The organism is Allobosea sp. OAE752 (assembly GCF_050433265.1).
Lineage (GTDB): Bacteria > Pseudomonadota > Alphaproteobacteria > Rhizobiales > Beijerinckiaceae > Allobosea > Allobosea spartocytisi.
Window position 1 is genome coordinate 225,848 of the sequence record NZ_JBNPXO010000004.1, and the last position, 20,627, is coordinate 246,474.

At 67.2% G+C, this 20,627-nt stretch carries 20 protein-coding genes; 11 read left to right on the forward strand and 9 right to left on the reverse strand.

What is annotated here, in order from left to right; translation table 11 throughout:
- Positions 1-84: 84 nt before the first annotated feature.
- Genes hemW through rph form a run of 3 tightly spaced genes read right to left on the reverse strand, consistent with a single transcriptional unit; the run spans position 85 to position 2,647 of the window.
- Positions 85-1,284 carry a radical SAM family heme chaperone HemW gene (gene hemW, locus GGC47_RS12785; RefSeq protein ID WP_429068291.1) on the reverse strand — a complete coding sequence of 400 codons (1,200 nt, stop codon included), beginning with the start codon at positions 1,282-1,284 and terminating at the stop codon, positions 85-87.
- Positions 1,281-1,928 (reverse strand): RdgB/HAM1 family non-canonical purine NTP pyrophosphatase, encoded by a 648-nt coding sequence (gene rdgB / locus GGC47_RS12790; RefSeq protein ID WP_191123672.1) that lies wholly within the window; start codon positions 1,926-1,928, stop codon positions 1,281-1,283. Before rdgB ends, hemW begins: the two co-directional genes overlap by 4 nt.
- 2 nt (positions 1,929-1,930) lie before the next feature.
- A complete protein-coding gene (gene rph, locus GGC47_RS12795) occupies positions 1,931-2,647 on the reverse strand; it encodes a ribonuclease PH (RefSeq protein ID WP_112761518.1) in 717 nt (238 codons plus the stop codon).
- A 144-nt stretch (positions 2,648-2,791) separates the two neighbouring features.
- On the opposite strand from rph, the gene hrcA reads away from it, so the two are divergent.
- The 3 genes from hrcA to GGC47_RS12810 all read left to right on the forward strand — a co-directional run bounded on the left by hrcA (position 2,792) and on the right by GGC47_RS12810 (position 4,856).
- On the forward strand, positions 2,792-3,877 hold the full coding sequence (gene hrcA, locus GGC47_RS12800; protein WP_051988210.1) for a heat-inducible transcriptional repressor HrcA: 1,086 nt from the start codon (positions 2,792-2,794) through the stop codon (positions 3,875-3,877).
- Between the two features lie 38 nt (positions 3,878-3,915).
- Complete coding sequence (locus GGC47_RS12805) at positions 3,916-4,536, forward strand: ankyrin repeat domain-containing protein (RefSeq protein ID WP_370954924.1); 621 nt, start codon at positions 3,916-3,918, stop codon at positions 4,534-4,536.
- Between the two features lie 68 nt (positions 4,537-4,604).
- Positions 4,605-4,856, forward strand: coding sequence for a DUF3297 family protein (locus GGC47_RS12810; RefSeq protein ID WP_038364668.1), 252 nt, complete (start codon positions 4,605-4,607; stop codon positions 4,854-4,856).
- Positions 4,857-4,986: 130 nt separating this feature from the next.
- Here GGC47_RS12810 and GGC47_RS12815 read toward each other — a convergent pair whose 3' ends face one another.
- Positions 4,987-5,529, reverse strand: a complete 543-nt coding sequence (locus GGC47_RS12815) for a GNAT family N-acetyltransferase (protein ID WP_429068296.1) — start codon at positions 5,527-5,529, stop codon at positions 4,987-4,989.
- Positions 5,526-6,125: a helix-turn-helix domain-containing protein gene (locus GGC47_RS12820; protein ID WP_370954922.1), complete on the reverse strand. Its 600-nt coding sequence runs from the start codon at positions 6,123-6,125 to the stop codon at positions 5,526-5,528. The genes GGC47_RS12815 and GGC47_RS12820 overlap by 4 nt, the downstream gene beginning before the upstream one ends.
- A gap of 269 nt (positions 6,126-6,394) precedes the next feature.
- Here GGC47_RS12820 and lepA point away from each other — a divergent pair, with 269 nt between their 5' ends.
- Complete coding sequence (lepA, locus tag GGC47_RS12825) at positions 6,395-8,200, forward strand: translation elongation factor 4 (protein WP_038364663.1); 1,806 nt, start codon at positions 6,395-6,397, stop codon at positions 8,198-8,200.
- 160 nt (positions 8,201-8,360) lie between these two features.
- Here the strand turns inward: lepA and xylB are convergent, their stop codons facing one another.
- Positions 8,361-9,809, reverse strand: coding sequence for a xylulokinase (gene xylB, locus GGC47_RS12830; protein WP_370954921.1), 1,449 nt, complete (start codon positions 9,807-9,809; stop codon positions 8,361-8,363).
- Positions 9,810-9,818: 9 nt separating this feature from the next.
- On the reverse strand, positions 9,819-11,126 hold the full coding sequence (gene xylA, locus GGC47_RS12835; RefSeq protein WP_370954920.1) for a xylose isomerase: 1,308 nt from the start codon (positions 11,124-11,126) through the stop codon (positions 9,819-9,821).
- A gap of 139 nt (positions 11,127-11,265) precedes the next feature.
- On the opposite strand from xylA, the gene GGC47_RS12840 reads away from it, so the two are divergent.
- The 6 genes from GGC47_RS12840 to GGC47_RS12865 all read left to right on the forward strand — a co-directional run bounded on the left by GGC47_RS12840 (position 11,266) and on the right by GGC47_RS12865 (position 18,256).
- The gene (locus GGC47_RS12840) at positions 11,266-12,288 is read left to right on the forward strand and encodes a LacI family DNA-binding transcriptional regulator (RefSeq protein WP_038364657.1); all 1,023 of its coding nucleotides are present in this window, start codon (positions 11,266-11,268) and stop codon (positions 12,286-12,288) included.
- A gap of 116 nt (positions 12,289-12,404) precedes the next feature.
- Positions 12,405-13,460 (forward strand): sugar phosphate isomerase/epimerase family protein, encoded by a 1,056-nt coding sequence (locus tag GGC47_RS12845; RefSeq protein WP_038364655.1) that lies wholly within the window; start codon positions 12,405-12,407, stop codon positions 13,458-13,460.
- A gap of 10 nt (positions 13,461-13,470) precedes the next feature.
- Positions 13,471-14,643: a Gfo/Idh/MocA family protein gene (locus GGC47_RS12850; protein ID WP_370954918.1), complete on the forward strand. Its 1,173-nt coding sequence runs from the start codon at positions 13,471-13,473 to the stop codon at positions 14,641-14,643.
- A complete protein-coding gene (locus GGC47_RS12855; RefSeq protein ID WP_142022327.1) occupies positions 14,628-16,196 on the forward strand; it encodes a sugar ABC transporter ATP-binding protein in 1,569 nt (522 codons plus the stop codon). The genes GGC47_RS12850 and GGC47_RS12855 overlap by 16 nt, the downstream gene beginning before the upstream one ends.
- Before the next feature lie 77 nt (positions 16,197-16,273).
- Positions 16,274-17,221 (forward strand): ABC transporter permease, encoded by a 948-nt coding sequence (locus GGC47_RS12860; protein ID WP_370955009.1) that lies wholly within the window; start codon positions 16,274-16,276, stop codon positions 17,219-17,221.
- A 96-nt stretch (positions 17,222-17,317) separates the two neighbouring features.
- Positions 17,318-18,256, forward strand: a complete 939-nt coding sequence (locus GGC47_RS12865; protein ID WP_038364652.1) for an ABC transporter substrate-binding protein — start codon at positions 17,318-17,320, stop codon at positions 18,254-18,256.
- A gap of 193 nt (positions 18,257-18,449) precedes the next feature.
- Here the strand turns inward: GGC47_RS12865 and GGC47_RS12870 are convergent, their stop codons facing one another.
- A complete protein-coding gene (locus GGC47_RS12870; RefSeq protein WP_142022326.1) occupies positions 18,450-18,785 on the reverse strand; it encodes a GIY-YIG nuclease family protein in 336 nt (111 codons plus the stop codon).
- A 129-nt stretch (positions 18,786-18,914) separates the two neighbouring features.
- Between GGC47_RS12870 and GGC47_RS12875 the strand changes: the two genes are divergently transcribed.
- The gene (locus tag GGC47_RS12875) at positions 18,915-19,685 is read left to right on the forward strand and encodes an SDR family NAD(P)-dependent oxidoreductase (RefSeq protein WP_112761506.1); all 771 of its coding nucleotides are present in this window, start codon (positions 18,915-18,917) and stop codon (positions 19,683-19,685) included.
- A gap of 96 nt (positions 19,686-19,781) precedes the next feature.
- Here GGC47_RS12875 and GGC47_RS12880 read toward each other — a convergent pair whose 3' ends face one another.
- Complete coding sequence (locus GGC47_RS12880; protein ID WP_210245676.1) at positions 19,782-20,540, reverse strand: GntR family transcriptional regulator; 759 nt, start codon at positions 20,538-20,540, stop codon at positions 19,782-19,784.
- Between the last annotated feature and the right edge of the window lie 87 nt (positions 20,541-20,627).

A 20,627-nucleotide genomic window follows, 5' to 3' on the forward strand; every position in this document is an offset into this window, starting at 1 on the left:
CTCATGACGCGGAGCTTCCGGAGTCTCGTCGTACCTGAGCTTCTCGGGTCTGCGTTGCGCTGCGCCCGAGAATGATGCCCTGTTTTAGGCCGCCAGATCGGCCACCAGCGCATCGAGCAGCAATGCGCCGTCCGGCGTTGCCGCAAGCCGGCCGCCTTGCCGGTGCATCAGCAGCTTCTCGTCGATCAGGCTGGCGATGCGCTTGGCGTTGAGTTCGCGTCCTGACAGCGCCTTGAACACCGTGGGATCGATCCCCTCGACGAGGCGAAGCCCCATCAGCAGGTATTCGTCGCCCTGCGCCTCTTCGCTCAAGCGCTCGTCCTCGACCAGCGCATGGCCTTCGGCCTCGACCCGTTCCAGCCAGATCTCGGGCCGCTTCTCGGTCGAATGCGCCATGCGGCCTTCCGCCGTCACCAGCCTGCCATGGGCGCCGGGGCCGATGCCGGCGTATTCGCCATAGTGCCAGTAGACGAGGTTGTGGCGGCATTCCGCACCCGGCCGGGCATGGTTGGAGATCTCATAGACTGGCAGGCCGTGCTTGGCCGTGATCTCCTGCGTCGTCTCGTAGAGCGCCGCGCCGGCATCATGATCGGGAATCGCGAGTTTGCCGGCCCGGAACAATCGTTCGAACGCCGTGCCGGGCTCGATGGTGAGCTGGTAGAGCGAGAGATGCTCGGCCGCATGGCTGATCGCCAGCTCCAGCTCGGCGCGCCAAAGGGCCGGAGTCTGCAAGGGCGAGCGGGCATAGATCAGGTCGAAGGAATAGCGCTCGAAATATTGGCGCGCGATCGCCACCGCCGCCAGCGCTTCCTCAGCCGAATGCATCCGGCCGAGCGCCTTGAGATCGGCATCGTTCAGCGCCTGCACGCCGAGCGAGACGCGGTTGACGCCGGCCGCCCGGAAGTCGCGGAAGCGCCCGGCCTCGACGCTGGTCGGATTGGCTTCGAGGGACACTTCGCAGTTCGGATCGACCGCCCAATGCTCGCCGATGGCGTCGAGGATCGCGCCGACGGTGCGGCCCTCCATCAGCGAGGGCGTGCCGCCGCCGAAGAAGATCGAGGACACCGTGCGGCCCGGCACCAGCGCGGCCCGATGCGCGATCTCGCGACGGAAGGCGGCGATGTAGCGGGCTTGGTCGGGTGGCTGCAGCCGGACATGGCTGTTGAAGTCGCAATAGGGGCACTTCGCCAGGCAGAAGGGCCAGTGCACATAGACGGCGAAGCCCGCATCCGCAGTCGGATGCAGGAGCGGCGGCCGCTCGGCGAGGGCGGCCGGGGCGCTCAACCCGGCTTCCTCAAGCAGGCGGCGGCGAGCGCATGGAAGGCGCGCGCGCGGTGCGACAGGCCGGGCGAACCGTCGGCCGGGATGCCGTGCTTCTCCTCAGCCGTCATCTCGCCGAAGGTCTTGTCATGGCCATCCGGCAGGAAGATCGGATCGTAGCCGAAGCCGCCCGCGCCCCGGATCCGCTCGGTGATCGTGCCGTAGACGCGGCCCTCGAACAATTCCTGGTGCCCGTCCGGCCAGGCGATGACCAGCGCCGAGACGAAATGCGCCTTGCGCTGCTCGGGCGCATGGGCGCCGCGCTTGGCGAGTTCCATCTGGACGCGGGCGATCGCCGGGGCGAAATCCTTGCCCGGCCCGGCCCAGTTGGCCGAGAACAGCCCGGGCGCGCCGTCGAGCGCGTCGATGCAGACGCCGGAATCGTCGGAGAGCGCGGGCAATCCACTCGCCTTGGTCGCGGCGATCGCCTTGATCGCCGCATTCTCCGAGAACATGTAGCCATCCTCGACCGGCTCGGGCAGGCCGAGCTCCCCGGCCGAGACCAGTTCGATGCCGTAAGGCGCCAGCAAGTCGCGCATTTCGCGCAGCTTGCCCTGGTTATGGGTCGCGATCACGACCTTGCCGGTGAGGAGGCGGTGGGTGGTCATCGTCAGGCCACCGCGGCCTTCTGCAGCGCGACGAGCTTGGAAACGCCGCCCTTGGCGAGCTTGAGCAGCGCGAGCAGTTCTTCTTCCGAGAACGGTGCGCCCTCGGCCGTGCCCTGCACCTCGACGAGGCCGCCGGAGCCGGTGATGACGAAATTCGCGTCGGTCTGCGCGCCGGAATCCTCGACATAGTCGAGATCGATCACGGGCTGCCCGGCGACGATACCGCAGGAGACGGCGGCGACATGGTCCTTCAGCGGATTGGTGCCCTTGAGCAGGTTGCGGCCTTCCATCCACTTCAGCGCATCGTGCAGCGCGACCCAGGCGCCGGTGATCGAGGCCGTGCGGGTGCCGCCATCGGCCTGGATCACGTCGCAATCGACGACGATCTGGCGCTCGCCGATCGCGGTCAGGTCGACCACGGCGCGGAGCGAACGGCCGACGAGGCGCTGGATCTCCTGGGTGCGGCCGGAGGGCTTGCCGGAGGTGACCTCGCGGCGCGTGCGCTCATGCGTGGCGCGCGGCAGCATCGAGTACTCGGCGGTGACCCAGCCCTTGCCGGTGCCGCGCAGCCAGGGCGGACCCTTTTCCTCGACGGTCGCGGCGCAAAGCACCTTGGTCTCGCCGAACGTCACCATGCAGGAACCCTCGGCATAGCGCACCACGCCGCGTTCGAGCGTGACCTTGCGCATCTCGTCGGCGGCGCGTTTGGAGGGTCGCATGAAATGATCCTGTCTTGCGGGGAGAGGCGGCTTGTAGGCTCTCCCACGTCACCGGGCAAGGCAGGGCGAGCCATATAGCCCTCTTGATCCGCGCGCCCGCCATGCCGACAATAGGGCACGTGCGCGATTTCGCAGCCGAGGTTCATGAGCGCTCATACAACCCGCCCGGAGACGACGAGCAGCCTGGTCGAGATCGACCAGCGCTCGCGCGAGATCTTTCGCCAGATCGTCGACGGCTACCTGACGACCGGCGAGCCGCTCGGCTCCCGCAACATCGCCCGCCTGCTGCCGATGGCGCTCTCGCCCGCGACGGTGCGCAACGTCATGACCGACCTCGAGCTTGCCGGGCTGATTTATGCGCCGCACACCTCGGCGGGGCGCCTGCCCACCGAACGGGGGCTGCGCTTCTTCGTCGATGCGATGATGGAGGTCGGCAACCTCACATCCGACGAGCGCAAGCGGATCGAGGCCCAGATCCGGGCGGCGGCGAGCCATCACAGCCTCGACCAGACCCTGACGGAGGCTTCCGCGCTGCTGTCAGGCCTCTCGCGCGGCGCCGGCGTCGTCGTCACCACCAAGGCCGATCCGCGGCTGAAGCACATCGAATTCGTCCGGCTCGATCCTGCCCGTGCCCTGGTGGTGCTGGTTTCGGAAGACGGCGCGGTCGAAAACCGCCTGCTCGCCCTGCCGCCGGGCCTGCCCGCCTCGGCCCTGACGGAAGCCGCGAACTTCCTCAACGCGCGCATCCTCGGCAAGACGCTCGGCGAAGTGCGTGGCGAGATCGGGGCGCAGCGCGCGCTGATGGAGCGTGAGCTCGACGCGCTCACCGCCCGCCTCGTCGAAAGCGGCATCGCCACCTCCTCGGGCCCGAGCGGCGATCGCCACCTGATCGTGCGCGGCCAGGCCAATCTGCTCGACGATCTCAGGGCGCAGGAGGATCTGGAGCGCATCCGCATGCTCTTCGGCGATCTCGAGACCCAGACCGACGTGATCGACCTGCTCTCCCGCGCCGAGGAAGGCGACGGCGTCCGCATCTTCATCGGCTCGGAGAACAAGCTGTTCTCGATGTCCGGTTCCTCGATGGTGGCGGCGCCCTTCCGCGATGCCGAGCAGCGCATCGTCGGCGTCGTCGGCATCATCGGCCCGACGCGGCTGAACTATGCCCGCATCGTCCCGATGGTCGACTATACCGCCAAGGTCGTCGGCCGCCTGCTGGACGGCAGCCGGTGACGCGCTGGCTGCGGGCTTTAGCCCTTGGAGCTTGCCTGATGACGACCGCTGCCGCTCATGCCGCCTCCGATCTGCTCGCCGCTGCCGAATCCGGAAGAACGGCCGAGGTGGAGGCCCTGATCGCGAAGGGAGCCGATCTCGAAATGCGCGACTCGCAAGGCCGCACGGCGCTCCTCCTCGCTGTCGCCGGCAACCATGTCGAAATGGCCAGGGCCCTGCTCGCCGCCGGTGCGAGCCCCAACACGCAGGCCGCCAACCGCGACACGCCCTGGCTGCTCGCCGGTGCCTCCGGCCGCACGGACATCATCGCGGCGATGTTGCCGCTGAAGCCCGATCTGCGCTTGCGCAACCGCTATGGCGGCAATGCGCTGATCCCGGCCTGCGAGCGCGCCCATGTCGAGACCGTGAAGCTGCTCCTGACCAGCGGCATCGACGTCAATCACGTCAACGATCTCGGCTGGACCTGCCTTTTGGAAATCGTAATCCTCGGCGATGGCGGCCCGCGCCATCAGGAGGTGGCGAGGCTCGTCCTCGCCGCAGGCGCCGATCCGAACCTCGCCGATCGCGACGGCCTGACGCCGCTTGCCCATGCTCGCGCGAGGGGACAGGCAGCCGTGGCTGAATTGATCGAGCAGGCGGGCGGCCGGGCGAAGCGCTGAGTTGGCTTTGAGGGCGGAAGCGGCTATCGAGCGCGGAAAGCAACCGTTTCCGCATTGCAGGTTCCGCCATGTCCGACCAGCTTCCCGACCGTCTCTCCGTCAATCCGGACAGCCCCTTCTATGATGCTGACGTGCTGGCACGCGACATCGGCATTCGCTTCAAGGGCGTCGAGAAGACCAATGTCGAGGAGTATTGCGTCTCGGAAGGCTGGGTGAAGGTCGCGGCCGGCGCCGCCAAGGACCGCTTCGGCCGGCCGATGACGATCACCCTCAAGGGCCCGGTCGAGCCCTATGTGCGCGGCGAGGCCAAGGAAGGCTGAGGCAGCCCGAGCGACCGCCTTTCATTCTCGGGCGGGCGCGCAGCGGTGACCCGAGAAACTCTCCCAGAGGACGCCGGAGCCTCTTCCGGGCGTGAGATGCTCGGGTCTAGCCCGAGCATGACGCCTGTCCTCAGACGAGATCCTTGTAGAAAAACGTCGAGCCGCATTCGGCCCCGTCCGGCATCAGCGCGAAGCGCGGGATGGTGCCGAGCTCCGTCCAGCCCAGCCGGTTGTAGAGCCTTCGCGCGGCACCGTTCTCATCCGTGTCGAGCACCAGCAGGTTGCGTCCCCTTTCTCGGGCGATGGCCTCGGCCCGGCTCATCAGCGCCTCGCCGATCCCCTGCCGGCGCGCACGGGAATGCACCAGCACCTTGGCGATCTCGGCGCGATGCGGCTGGTTGGGCTTGCCGATCAGATGAAGCTGCGCCGTGCCGACGATCCCGTCCGCATTGCGGGCGACGAACAGCACGATCTGTCCTCCCGCGACGCCAGCCGCGACATCGCGCCAGAAGCGCTCGTAATCGGCGGCCGTATTCCAGTTCATGAAGCCGACGGAGGCGCCGTTGGCGACGCAGTCGCGCAGGATGTCTGCCAGCGCCGGCAAGGCCGCTTCGGCGGCCGGAGCGTGGAGGATGTCGATGGCGATGTCGGTGGTCGTGGGGAGAGCGTTCATGCGGCATGTCCCGGAAAAGTACCGCTGCCCGCGGTGAGGATGACGGCGTAGCGCACGGGCTCGACGCCCGGATTGCGGTAAGTGATCGGGCCGCGCAGATGCATCTGCAGGCAATCGCCTTCGGCGAGAGCGTGACTTGTGCCTTCGACCGTCAGGTCGAGCCGGCCGCGCAGCACCCAGATCTGCTGGTCCAGCGCCGGCGCCCCGGCAGCGCTGTCGAGCCGAACCTCAGTACCCCCCGGCAATTCCACCTCGACGATCTCGAAGCTGGAGCCGGTTCCGCGCGGCGAGACGTTGCGGCGCAGATAGCCGCTTGCCGGATCGCGCCAGACCGGTTGCGACGCGCGGCGCGACAGCGGCCCGGTGCCGGCCTCGTCCTCCAGCAGGGCGGAGAGCGACAGCCCGAGCCCGGAGCCGAGCCGGACCAGCACCGTCGCGGTCGGACTCGATTCGCCGCGCTCGATCCGCGAAATCATGGCGCGGCTGACGCCGGTGCGCTGGGCAAGCTCGTCCAGCGTCAGGCCGTGGCGCTGCCGGGCGGCCTTGAGTCGTTCACCCAGCCGGCGGTCGATATCGGTGTCGCTCTCGAATTCCATGAATGTGAGAATAATTCTTACATATTAGAATTGGCAAGATGCTTTCTTAAGTCTCCAAAACCTCCGCCGTCATCCCGGTCGACCGAAGGGAGACCCCGGGGTCCATGCCGGGGCGTTTCCGATGACGGTTCAGGGATGGATCCCGGATCGGCCCGCTTTGCGGCTTGTCCGGGATGACCGGTGTGGTTCTCGCGCCAGCACATGGCTTTGATGCCGCCTGAATCGCGCAACCGCTTGGCGCAACGCGGCTTCACTGCTATGGCGCGCGCATGAGCACCCGTACCATCGACAACATCCGCAACTTCTCGATCGTGGCCCATATCGACCACGGCAAGTCGACGCTGGCTGACCGGCTGATCCAGCAGACCGGCACGGTCGCCGCACGCGACATGAGCGAGCAGATCCTCGACTCGATGGATATCGAGAAGGAGCGCGGCATCACCATCAAGGCGCAGACGGTGCGGCTCGACTATCAAGCGAAGGATGGCAAGACCTACATCCTGAACCTGATGGATACCCCCGGCCATGTCGATTTCGCCTATGAGGTCTCGCGCTCGCTCGCGGCCTGCGAGGGCTCGCTGCTGGTGGTCGACGCCTCGCAGGGCGTCGAGGCGCAGACGCTCGCCAACGTCTATCAGGCGCTCGACGCCAACCACGAGATCGTTACCGTCCTCAACAAGATCGACCTGCCGGCCGCCGAGCCGGAGCGGATCAAGCAGCAGATCGAGGACGTGATCGGGCTCGATGCCTCGGAAGCCGTGCCGATCTCGGCCAAGACCGGGCTCAACATCGAGGGCGTGCTGGAAGCCATTGTCCAGAAGCTGCCCGCGCCGAAGGGCGACCCCGACGCGCCGCTGAAATGCCTGCTGGTCGATTCGTGGTATGACGCCTATCTCGGCGTCGTCGTTCTCGTGCGCGTCATCGACGGCGTGCTCAAGAAGAACATGACCATCCGCATGATGCGGGCCAAGGCGTCCTACGGCGTCGACCGCGTCGGCGTGTTCAAGCCGAAGATGCTGGAGGTCAAGGAACTCGGCCCTGGCGAGGTTGGCTTCTTCACCGCCTCGATCAAGGAAGTCGCGGACACCGCCGTCGGCGACACCATCACCGACGACAAACGGCCGATCGCCGAGCCGCTGCCGGGCTTCAAGCCGGTGCAGCCGGTGGTGTTTTGCGGCATCTTCCCGGTCGATGCCGCCGATTTCGAGGTGCTGCGCGCCGCCATGAGCCGGTTGCGCCTGAACGACGCCTCGTTCTCCTACGAGATGGAAACCTCCGCCGCGCTCGGCTTCGGCTTCCGCTGCGGCTTCCTCGGGCTGCTGCATCTGGAGATCATCCAGGAGCGGCTCGAACGCGAGTTCAACCTCAACCTGATCTCGACGGCGCCATCGGTCGTCTATCGCCTCAAGCTGCGCGACGGCACGTCGATCGAGCTCCACAACCCGGCCGACATGCCGGACGTGATGAAGATCGAATTCATCGAGGAGCCCTGGATCAAGGCGACGATCTTCACGCCCGACGAATATCTCGGCTCGGTGCTGAAGCTCTGTCAGGATCGCCGCGGCATCCAGACCGACCTCTCCTATGTCGGCTCGCGCGCCAAGGTGGTCTACGACCTGCCGCTGAACGAGGTCGTCTTCGACTTCTACGACCGCTTGAAGTCGATCTCGAAGGGCTATGCCTCCTTCGACTACGCCATCACCGACTATCGCGAGGGCGACCTCGTGCGCATGTCGATCCTGGTCAATGCCGAGCCTGTCGATGCGCTCTCGATGCTGGTCCATCGCTCGCGCGCCGATGCGCGCGGCCGCGCCATGTGCGAGAAGCTCAAGGAGCTGATCCCGCCGCATATGTTCCAGATTCCGGTGCAGGCGGCGATCGGCGGCAAGATCATCGCCCGCGAGACCATCCGCGCGCTGCGCAAGGACGTCACCGCCAAGTGCTATGGCGGCGACGCCACCCGCAAGCGCAAGCTTCTGGAGAAGCAGAAGGAGGGCAAGAAGAAGATGCGGCAGTTCGGCAAGGTCGAAATCCCGCAGGAAGCCTTCATCGCCGCCCTCAAGATGGACGATTGAGCGCGTAGCGCTCGCCGTTCCCAGCAAAAACTCGACCGTCATCCCGGACGCAGCGAAGCGGAGATCCGGGATCGATGCCTGAAGCTTTATCTCAAGCGCTCTGGCATGGATCCCGGGTCAAGCCCGGGATGACGCGGAGGTCTGGTGTTGACTGGAAGCGTCAGACGCTCTCGCGCCGATAGGCCGCGCGGTAGCGCGCATAAAGCCGCTGATAAGCCTCGCTCCACTCGGCGCGCGGCGTGACCACCCTCTCCAGCGCGGGCGGCTTGCACAGCGCCTCCGGCGCCTCGCCGGTGACGGCGAGCCGCGCCAATCGCGCCGCCCCGAAGGCACCGCCTCTTTCGCCGCCGGCGCGGTATTCCAGCGGCCGGTCGAGAATCGCAGCCAGAATCTCGCCCCAGAGCGCCGAGCGGGCACCGCCGCCGATCACGCTCAGCGTCTCGATGCGCGGCCCGTCTGCTTCGAGCGCGGCAAGCCCGTCGGCGAAGCTGAAGCCGACACCTTCGAGCACGGCCCGGCCGAGCTCGCTGCGCCGCGTGCCATGGGTCAGCCCGGCGAAGAGTCCGGTCGCCTGCGGGTCGTTATGCGGCGTCCGCTCGCCCGAGAGATAGGGCAGGAAGACGACCTCGCCCGGCTGGTCGGTCTCGTTGGCAATCTCATCCAGCAGTGCCGCTTCCGTCGTGCCGGTCACGCCGCTGACCCAGCTCAGGCTCGAAGCGGCGCTCAGCATCACCGCCATCTGGTGCCAGAGGCCGGGCAGGGCATGGCAGAAGCTGTGCACCGCCTGCGCGGGATTGGCCGAATAGGCGGCGCTGGTCACGAAGATCACGCCGGAGGTACCGAGCGACAGAAAACCCTGTCCCGGCGTGATTGCGCCGATTCCGATCGCTCCGGCCGCATTGTCGCCCGCCCCGCCCGCGACAACGACGCCCTTAGGCAGCCCCCATTCTGTTGCGAGCGTATCGCGCAGTACGCCGCCGGGCTCGCTGCCCTCGACGAGGCGCGGCATCGCCGTCTCGGAGAGCCTGGTCGCGTCGAGCATCGCTTGCGACCAGCGCCGGGCGGCGACGTCGAGCCAGAGCGTGCCGGCGCTGTCCGACATGTCGGAGATCGGCTCGCCGGTCAGGCGCAGCCGCAGATAATCCTTCGGCAGCAGCACCTTGGCGATGCCGGCGAAAATCTCGGGCTCGTGCCGCTGCACCCAGACCAGCTTCGGCGCGGTGAAGCCGGGCATGGCGAGGTTGCCGGTGATCGCGCGTGAGCGCGGTTCGCGCTCCTCCAGCAACCGGCACTCGGCGCCGCTGCGCCCGTCATTCCAGAGAATGGCCGGGCGCAGGACCCGCTCCTGCGCATCGAGCAGCACCGCGCCATGCATCTGGCCGCTGAGGCCGAGACCGCGCACCCCCGCCATCTCCGCCGGCCATCCGGCCTTGAGCCGCGTGAGCGCCCGGTCGAGCGCCTGCCACCAATCCTCGGGGCTCTGTTCGGACCAGAGCGGCTGCGGCCGCGAGACGGTGAGCGGCTCGCTCGCCTCCGCGACGACGCGCTCGTCCGTGTCGACAAGCACGGCCTTGAGGGATGAGGTGCCGAGATCGATGCCTAGGAACATCGCCGCGCCTCAGATGAAGCGCTGCACGAGGTTCTCCAGCATCTCCTGCCGCCCCGACACGGGATGCGGCTCCGGTCCAGCAGCCGCCTTCTCGGCGATCTCCGCGAGCGAGAGCCGCCCGGCGAGGATGTCCTGTCCGAAGCCGCCGTCCCAGCCGGCATAGCGGCGCGAGACGAAATCGGCGAGGCCGCCATCCACGATCAGCCTCTCGGCGTTGAGCAGCGCTCGCGCCAGCAAATCAAACCCGCCGACATGGGCATGCAGCAGGTCGATGGCATCGATCGACTGGCGCCGCACCTTGGCGTCGAAATTGAAGCCGCCGGTCTTCAAGCCCCCCGCCTGCAGGATGCGGTAGAGCACCAGCGTCATCTCGTTGAGGTCGTTCGGGAACTGGTCGGTGTCCCAGCCGTTCTGCGGGTCGCCGCGATTGATGTCGAGACTGCCGAGCAGATCATGCGCCAGCGCATAGGCGATCTCATGCTCGAAGCTGTGGCCGGCGAGCGTCGCGTGGTTGGCCTCGATATTGAGCTTCACCTCGCCGACGAGATCGTAGCGCGAGAGGAAACCGTGTACCGTCGCGGCGTCGAAATCATACTGGTGCTTGGTCGGCTCGCAGGGCTTGGGCTCGATCAGGATCGTGCCGGTGAAGCCGATCCTGTGCTTGTGCTCGACGACCAGTGCGAGGAAGCGGCCAAGCTGGTCGAGTTCGCGCTTCAGATCGGTGTTGAGCAGCGTCTCATAACCCTCGCGTCCGCCCCAGAGCACGTAGTTCGTGCCCCCGAGCCGCTTCGTCACATCGAGCACGGCGCGCACCTGCGCGGCGGCATGGGCGAAGATATGCGGGTCGGGATTGGTCGCGGCGCCCGCGGCATAGCGCGGATGCGAGAACAGATTGGCCGTGCCCCAGAGCAGTTTCACCCCCGTCCGCTCCATATGCCCGGCGAAGCGGTCGGCGATGGCATCGAGATTGGACCAGCCTTCGCGGATGCTGTGACCCAGCGGTACGGCATCGACATCGTGGAAGGCGAAATAGGGTGCGCCAAGCTTGGCGAAGAAGTCGAAGGCGGCATCGGCCTTCGCCTCCGCCATGGCGAGCGTATCGGGCCCGCCGAGCCAGGGCCGTTCGAAGGTGCCGCTGCCGAAGACGTCGCTGCCGGGCCAGCAGAAGCTGTGCCAATAGGCCACGCAAGGGCGCAGGATCTCCGCCATCGGCTGACCCAGCACGAGGCGATCGGGCTCGTAGTAGCGATAGGCCAGTGGGTTGCGGCTCTCCGGTCCCTCGAAACGGATCGCGGGCAGATCGGTGAAATAGCTCATGGCGTTCCCTCGGCTTGGAAGCTCGGGCCTTCACCTGCGAGGCTTGGAGAAATGCCTCGATATTTCAGGTATGACCCATCATTTTGAGTTGCGCACATCTAATCCCGTCTTTATCGCTTTGGGAAGGGGAGGGTGGCGCATGGCGCGGACCACGCTGCAGGATGTCGCGAGCGAGGCAGGGGTCAGCCTCGCCACGGTCGACCGCGTGATGAACGGCCGTTCCGGCGTCCATGCCCGCACCGTCGAGCGCGTCCAGGCGGCGGTGAAGGCGCTCGATTTTCATCCGGATCGCCACGCCTCGCGGCTGGCTCGTGGCCGCGACTACGATTTCCGGATCATCCTGCCCACCGGCGAAAACGACTTCATGAAGATGCTGGAGGGCGAGTTGCGCGAGACCGGCGCGCGGCTGCGGCATGAGCGGATCAAGCTCTCCGTGCAGCAGGTCGACGTCTTCGACGGCCCCCTGCTGGCCGCCGCCATCGAGGAATTGCCCGCGACGATCGACGGTCTTGCCGTGGTGGCGCTCGATCATCCCGCCGTCGTCGAGGCGATCAACAATCTGGTCGCGGCGGGTGTCACGGTGCTGACGCTGGTTTCCGATCTGCCGTCGAGCCGGCGCAGCCATTTCGTCGGTATCGACAATGTCGCGGCCGGGCGCACCGCCGCCAATCTGATCGGCCGTTTCGTGCATGGGTCGGGCAAGGTCGGGCTGATCGCCGGCTCGCTGGCGCTGCGTGACCATATCGAGCGGCAATATGGCTTCGAGCAGGTCATCGCCCGCGAATATCCGAATCTGCAGGTGCTGCCGCTGCGTGAAGGGCGAGACGACAACAGTCGCGTCGAAAGCGCCGCCCGCGCCCTACTGGCCGACCATCCCGATCTCGTCGCGATCTACAGCGCCGGCGGCGGCCAGTCCGGCGTCGTCGCGGCGCTCGAAGCCTCGGGCCGGGCGCGGGAGGTCGTCTTCATCGCCCATGAATTGACGCCTCTTGCGCGGCGCCATCTGGTGCGCGGCACCATCGACGCGATCATCAACCAGGATGCCGGTCACATGGCCCGCAGCGTCGCGCGCGTGCTGCAATCGGCCCGCGAAGGCGCGCCGATCGTGCCGGGGCAGGAGCGAATCCGCATTGACGTGTTTTTGCGAGACAACTTGCCTTGAGCATGGCAATCTGAGGTGCGCACCGCAAAGCCGGCGATAAGACCGAGAGGCGGGCAGGTGCTGTGACGGCTGAGCGGAACGGCAGTTTCCGAAAGGCCGACGGGAGGAGACGAGGGATGAAAACGATCAAGGGACCGGCGATTTTTCTCGCCCAGTTCGCGGGCGACGCCGCTCCGTTCGACTCGTTCGAGGCGATCTGCGCCTGGGCCGGATCGCTCGGCTATGAGGGCGTGCAGATCCCGAGCTGGGACGGGCGCCTCTTCGATCTGAAGAAGGCTTCGGACTCCAAGGACTATTGCGACGAGATCGCCGGCATCGCCCGCTCCCACGGCTTGGCCATCACCGAGCTTTCGACCCATCTGCAGGGCCAGCTCGTCGCCGCCCATCCGGTCTATGACGAGATGCTCGACGGTTTCGCGGCCCCGGAGGTGCGCGGCAATCCCAAGGTGCGGCAGGCCTGGGCGGTCGACCAGTTGAAGCGCGCCGCCCGCGCCTCGCGCCATCTCGGCCTGGACGCCCATGCGACCTTCTCCGGCGCGCTCGCCTGGCCCTTCCTCTACCCTTTCCCGCAGCGCCCGGCCGGGCTGATCGAGACCGCCTTCGCCGAGCTCGGCAAGCGCTGGCGGCCGATCCTCGACGTCTTCGACGAGAACGGCGTCGATGCCTGCTTCGAACTGCATCCGGGCGAGGACCTGTTCGACGGCACGACCTTCGAGATGTTCCTCGACCATGTCGGGCAGCATCCCCGCGCCAACATCCTCTACGACCCCAGCCATTTCGTGCTGCAGCAGCTCGACTATCTCGCCTTCATCGATATCTACCGTGAGCGCATCAAGGCCTTCCATGTGAAGGATGCCGAGTTCAACCCGACCGGCCGCCAGGGCGTCTATTCCGGCTATGCCAACTGGGTCGACCGGGCCGGGCGCTTCCGCTCGCTCGGCGACGGGCAGGTCGATTTCGGGTCGATCTTCTCGAAGATGGCGGCGAACGACTTCGCCGGCTGGGCCGTGCTCGAATGGGAATGCGCGCTGAAGCACCCGGAGGACGGCGCGCGCGAGGGTTCGGAGTTCATCCGCAGCCACATCATCCGCGTCACCGAGCGCGCCTTCGACGATTTCGCCGGTGCCGGCACCGACGAGGCCGCTAATCGCCGCCTGCTGGGCATCGGCTGAGGAGGCGCGCATGGTCATCGAAGCAGGCAGGCAGACGGGCCACGGCCACCGCATCCGCCTCGGCATGGTCGGCGGCGGGCAGGGCGCTTTTATCGGCGGGGTGCATCGCATCGCCGCAAGGCTCGACGACCGCTATGAGCTGGTTGCTGGGGCGCTCTCCTCGGAGCCGGAGCGGGCGAAGGCCTCGGCGCGCGAGCTCGGCCTCGCGGAAGAGCGCGCCTATGGTTCCTATGAGGAGATGGCCAAGGCCGAGGCGGCGCGGCCGGACGGCATCGAGGCCGTCTCGATCGTCACGCCCAATCACATGCATGCGCCGGTTGCGCGTGCCTTCCTGAAGGCCGGCATCCACGTCATCTGCGACAAGCCGCTGACGACGATGCTGGCGGAGGCGCGCGATCTCGCCGCCCTTGTGCGCGAGAGCGGCAGGCTCTTCGTGGTCACCCACAACTACACCGGCTATCCGCTGGTGCGGCAGGCGCGCGCGCTGGTCGCGAGCGGCGCGCTCGGCACGCTCCGTCTGGTCCAGGTCGAATACGCCCAGGACTGGCTGACCGAGAAGACCGAGGCGACCGGCCAGAAGCAGGCCGCCTGGCGCACCGATCCGAAACAGGCCGGCGCTGGTGGCGCGCTCGGCGATATCGGCACCCACGCCTATAATCTCGCGAGCTTCGTCACAGGGCTGAAGCTCAAGGAGCTCTGCGCGGAGCTGACGAGCTTCGTCGAGGGCCGCGCGCTCGATGACGATGTCCAGATCCTCTTGCGCTTCGAGGGCGGGGCCAAGGGCGCGCTCTGGGCGAGCCAGGTCGCGCCCGGCAACGAGAACGGGCTGAAGCTGCGCGTCTATGGCAGCAAGGGCGGCCTCGAATGGGCGCAGGAGAACCCGAACCAGCTCTGGTTCACGCCCTTTGGCGAGCCCAAGCGCCTGCTGACGCGCGGCGGCGCCGGCGCCCTCTCCGAAGCCGCGCGGGTGACGCGTATCCCGAGTGGCCATCCGGAAGGCTATCTCGAAGGCTTCGCGACGATCTACAGCGAAGCGGCCGACGCGATCATCGCCGCGCGTGGCGGCGCCAAGCCCGATCCGGCCGTGACCTATCCGACGGTCGAGGACGGGCTTGCCGGCATGGCCTTCATCGAGGCGGCGGTCGCCTCCTCCAGGGCGGGCGGGCGATGGACGAGCCTCTGATCCATCACGGTGGCGCACCGCCGGGCGCCAGCCCGCCCGTGCTGGCGGCGCGGGGCGTTGCCAAGGCCTTCGGCCCGGTCGAGGTGCTGACCGATGTCGGGCTCGCGCTGGCGACCGGCGAGGTCCATGCCGTCATCGGCGAAAACGGAGCCGGCAAATCGACGCTGATGAAGCTGATTTCCGGCCATCTCGCGCCGACGCGCGGGGCGATTGAGATCGACGGCGAGGCCGTGCATTTCGCCGGCCCCGTCGATGCCGAGAGCCGCGGCATCGTGCTGGTGCATCAGGAAATCCTGCTCGCGCCGCATCTCACCGTGGCGCAGAACATCTTTCTCGGCCGCGAATTGAAGCGCGGCCTGATGGTCGACGACCGCGCCATGAACGCGCAGGCCGCCGCGGCGCTGCGCCAGCTCGGCGTCGAGATCGACCCGAGGGCGCTGGTGTCCCGCCTCTCCATCGCCCGGCGCCAGCTCGTTCAGATCGCTCGCGCGCTCGCGGTGCCCCACCGTGTCGTCATCTTCGACGAGCCGACGGCGTCGCTGACCCCCATCGAGACCGAGGCGCTGCTCAAGGTCATCCGCGCTCTGAAGGCGCGCGGCGTCGCCATCCTCTACATCTCCCATCGCCTGCCCGAGGTCGCCGCCATCGCAGACCGCATCACCGTGCTGCGCGACGGCCGGCTGATCGCGACGCGCGACGCGGACACCCTCTCACCCGTCGAGATGGCCCGGTTGATGGTCGGCCGGGACATGGCGCAGCTCTATCCCCAGCGCAGCGAGGCGCCGCCCGGCGCTATCGCCCTGGAGGTTCGCGATCTCTCCGTGCCCGGCTTCGCGGCCGATATCTCCTTCACCTTGCGCAAGGGCGAGATCCTCGGCTTCGCCGGGTTGATCGGCGCCGGCCGCACCGAGCTGATCGAGGGCGTCACCGGCTTGCGTCCTGCTCACGGCGCGGTCTCGGTTGAAGGCAGGCCGATCCGCCTGGGATCGGTGCGCGAGAGCATGCGGGCCGGCGTCGTCTATCTGAGCGAGGACCGGAAGGGAAAGGGCCTGCTGCTCGGCCAGAACCTGCGGGTCAACCTGACGCTCGCGGCGCTGCGCCGCTTCCTGCGCCATGGCTTCATCGACCGGCAGGCCGAAGAGCGCGAGCTCGACGCCGCCATCGGTGCCTTCGATATCCGGGCGAGGCGCAAGGAGATGCTCGCCGGCCAGCTCTCGGGCGGCAACCAGCAGAAGCTGCTGCTCGCCAAGATGATGCTGCTCGCGCCCGAGATCGTCATCATCGACGAGCCGACGCGCGGCATCGACATCGGCACCAAGCAGCAGATCTATCGCTTCATCGCAAAGCTGGCGGCGGAGGGGAAGGCGGTCATCGTCATCTCCTCGGAGATGCAGGAACTGATCGGCATCTGCCACCGCGTCCTGGTGATGCGCGCCGGCCGCCTCGTCGGCGAGGTCGCGGGCGAGGCGATGACCGAGGACGAAATCGTCGTCCATGCCACCGGCGTCAACGCCATGGCGGGTGACGCATCCATGAGGGCAGCCCAGCCATGACCGACGAAGCCCGGCCACTCGACCTCGACAAGGATGGCGGCCGCAGCGGCCTGGCCCGATTCTTCGGCGAGATCGACATGGCGGCGGTCGCGCCCTTCATCGCGCTCGCCGCCCTGCTCCTGCTTGGCGCGCTGCTCAACCCGAATTTCCTCACCACAAACAACCTGATGAACGTGCTGACGCGCTCCTCCTTCATCGCGATCATCGCGGTGGGCGCGACCTTCGTGATCTCGGCCGGCGGGCTCGATCTCTCCGTCGGCTCGTCGGCGGCGCTGGTCGCCGGCATCATGATCCTGTTCCTGAATGGCGGCGGGCTCGATGGTGGCACGCTGCTGATCGGCGCGGCGATGGGCGTCGCGATCCTCGTCGGTGGCCTGGCGGGCTTCGCCAACGGCGCGGTAACGGTGCTCGGGCGGATAGAACCCTTCATCGTCACGCTCGGCACCATGGCGATCTTCCGCTCGGTCACGACCTGGCTCGCCGATGGCGGCTCGATCGCCGTCAAATCCCCGGACGTCCGTGGGCTGCTACGGCCGATCTATACCGGCACTGTCTTCGGCCTGCCCGTGCCGGTCCTGATCATGGCGGTGGTCGGGCTCGTCGGCGCCTTCATCCTCTACCGCACGGCCTTCGGTCGCCATGTCATCGCGGTCGGCTCGAACGAGGATGTCGCGCGCTATTCCGGCGTCCATGTCGGGCGGGTGCGGGCGCTGACCTATGTCATCCAGGGTGTCTGCGTCGCCATTGCGGTCATCGTCTATGTGCCGCGGCTGGGTGCGGCGACCGCGACGACCGGCCTGCTCTGGGAATTGCAGGCGATCACGGCGGTCGTCATCGGCGGCACGGCGCTGCGCGGCGGCGTCGGCCGGATCTGGGGCACGATCTGCGGCGCCTTCATGCTGGAGGTTGTCGGCAACATCATGGTGCTGTCGAGCCTGGTCAGCGAATACCTGATCGGCGCCGTCCAGGGCGTGATCATCGTCATCGCCATGCTCGTCCAGAAATCGCTGATGCGGAGGAGCTGACGCCCGCATTCCGATACGGCCGGCGGCACAGGGCTCCCGCCGGTTCCGATCCAAAGGCCCGAACCCGATAACCACAAGAAGCAAGGGAGTGAGACAATGCGCAGGATCATGATGGGCCTCGCGGCCGCCGCTCTGACGGCGACGCTTGCCCAGGCACAGCAGAAGAACGTCACCATCGCGGTGTCGATTCCGGCCGCCGACCATGGCTGGACCGGCGGCGTGGTCTATCACGCCGAGCGCGCCGCCAAGATCCTCCAGGCCAATCATCCCGGCCTCAAGATCATCGTGAAGACCTCGCCGAATGGCGCCTCCCAGGCCAATGCGCTGGAAGACCTAACGACGCAGAAGATCGACGCGCTCGTCACCCTGCCGCACAATTCCGACGAGCTCACCGACCCGATCCGGGCGGTGAAGAAGAAGGGTGTCTTCGTCACGGTGGTCGACCGGGCGCTGACGGATCCGACGATCCAGGACCTCTATGTCGCCGGCAACAATCCCGAGCTCGGCCGCGTCGCCGGCCTCTATCTCAAGGAGAAGCTCGGCAAGGGCGACATCGTCGTCATCCGCGGCCTGCCGATCGTCATCGACGAGGAGCGCCAGAAGGGCTTCGACGCGGCCATCGCCGGCAGCGGCATCAAGGTGCTGGAGAAGCAGTTCGGCAACTGGTCGCGCGACGACGCCTTCAAGGTGATGCAGGACTATCTGACCAAATATCCGAAGATCGACGCCGTCTGGTGCCAGGACGACGACATGGCGGTCGGCGTCCTCGAGGCGATCTCCCAGGCCAAGCGCACCGACGTCAAGATGGTCATCGGCGGCGCCGGCATGAAGGAGATGATCAAGCGCGTCGCCGACGGCGACAAGATGATCCCCGTCAACGTGCTCTACCCGCCGGCGATGATCGCGACGGCACTCGAGCTCACCGTCGCGAATTTCTACGACAAGGTGCCGGTGCGCGGCCGCTACATCCTGGACGCGACGCTCGTCACCAAGGAGAATGCCAGCGAGTTCTATTTCCCCGATTCGCCGTTCTGAGCGCAGATCGGAGCGGCGGATGACCGGGAGGGGTCCTCCCGGGCAAGCTGCGATGCGGCATGAGGGCTCCGGAGCAGAGGCGCTCCGGAGCCCTTTTGCTTTTGAGATTGCATCGATTTCACACGGGAACCGAATTGTCATCCCGGGATTGACCCGGGATCCATGCCGGAACGCCACCGATCCAGGCTGGATGTCAGATCGCCTCGGCACCGAGCTTCGCCAGCCAATGGCCGAGCCGTTCCTTGAGAAGGCGGTCGCGCACATAGGAGAGGCTCTCCTCGTCGAGCCGCTCCAGCTCCTCCAGCCGGAAGGCCTCCGGCCCATGCGCGTCCCAGGCGGCCTGCAGCCCGCGATGGGTATGGCTGCGGTGGCGCAAGGTGAAGCGCAGCCGGTTCTCGATGCTGCCGAGATCGGTCGCGCGGCCGACCCAGCGCTGGCCGCTCGGCTCGCAGCGCAGCAGATAGATGCCCGCCGCCGTCTTGCGTTCCTTGTAGGCGGCAACGGCCGCCTTCTTCTCTTCACTGCGCATGGCCGGCCTCGTCGAGGGATCGGGATGCGTAATATAACCCGGATGTTAATGGGGCAAGAAATTTATCCGGGTATATTATCGGCAACGCCGCCGCTTGATCCTCGGCTCCGCTCGTCCGAAGGTTGACCGATGAGCGAGAGCGAACCTGTCCTTCTCTTCGGCGACCTGTCCGGCAAGACCGCGCTCGTGACCGGAGCTTCCGGCGGTCTCGGCCTTCATTTTGCGCGGCTGCTCGCGCGCTATGGTGTCGCCGTGACGCTGGCGGCCCGGCGCAAGGCTGCCCTCGACTGTGCCTGCGCGGAGATCGCTGATGCCGGCGGGGAGGCGCAGGGCCTCGCGCTCGATGTTGCCGATGCGCGCTCCGTCCGGACAGCGCTGGAAGGCCATTCCTTCGACATCCTGATCAACAATGCCGGAATCAGCGGCGCCGCGCCGGCCGCCGAACTGGGCGAGGAGGAATGGGACCGCGTCCTCGACACCAATCTCAAGGGCGTCTTCCTGGTGGCGCAGGCGGTCGCGCGCGGCATGCGCGCCTCCGGCCGGGGCGGGGCGATCGTGAACATCGCCTCGATCCTCGGCCATCGCGTCGCCGGCGGCGTCAGTGCCTATGCCGCCTCCAAGGCGGGCGTGATCCAGCTCACCAGGGCGCTGGCATTGGAATGGGCCCGTGACGGCATCCGGGTCAATGCGCTCTGCCCCGGCTATATCGAGACCGACATCAATCGCGATTTCTTCGCCAGCGAGCCCGGCCAGAACCTGATCCGCCGCATCCCGCAGCGGCGATTGGGCCGGCCCGAGGAGCTTGACGGGGCGCTGCTCCTGCTCGCCTCGCAAGCCGGCAGCTACATCACCGGTTCGACCGTGGAGGTCGATGGCGGCCACCTCGTCTCGTCGCTCTGACGGCGTCCTAATACTTGATCACGCCACGGCGCCGGAAGGCGTCTTCGACCTGTCGGGCGGCCGGGCGACCTCTTGAGCCTTGGCACTCCGCGCCGGTCAGGGCGATTCCGGCGCGGTCCGGTTCGGAAGCTGGGACAACACGCCCATGATGGGCCGCAGATGCTGCTCGAGGATGCCGAGCGCCTTCGCCTCGTCATACTCGCTCAGCGCCTCGATGAGCGCGTGATGTTCTTTGCGGATGCGCGCGATCCGGCTCGGATCCGTGCTGATCGCCGTCATCGCGACGCGCTGCTGGCGCGCCCCGAGCGACTGGTAGAGCTCGGACAGCACGACATTGCCGACAGCGGCGACCATGGCGAAATGGAAGTTCCGGTTGAGCTCGATCCGGCCGAAATAATCGCCCTCCGGCCGCTCGTCGAGCTGCGCGAGGATGGTGCCCATTTCGGCGGGCAGCGGGATTTCCTCACGGCAGATCCGGCTGATGGCGTGGCTCTCGATCATCCGCCGGGCTTCGTAGAGATCGATGAGCTCCTGCGCCGTCACCTGCCGCACCAGCGCGCCGCGGCGCGGCAGCAGATCGATGAAGCGTTCGGCCTCGAGCCGGTGGAAGGCTTCGCGCACCGGCGTGCGCGAGACGCCCAGCGCCGAGGAGATCTGCTCTTCCTCGACGAAGGAGCCCCCCACGAAGCGGCCGCGCAGGATCTGCTCGCGGACATAGAGATAGACCCGCTCGCGCGTCGGCCGGCCGCGCTCTTCGGCGGGCTCGTCCTGAAGCTCGATCATCGCCATGAGCGTATCGTCCCGAAAACCGTATTCCTTTTCGACATGATGCCATGCCGAGTTGGCGGTGGACATCAAAAAATTCGCCACGTATACGTGACGCATCAGAAGCGAAGGGCGCGTCCTCTGTGGCGCGCGACTTGCGCCGGGGAACGTTAAACC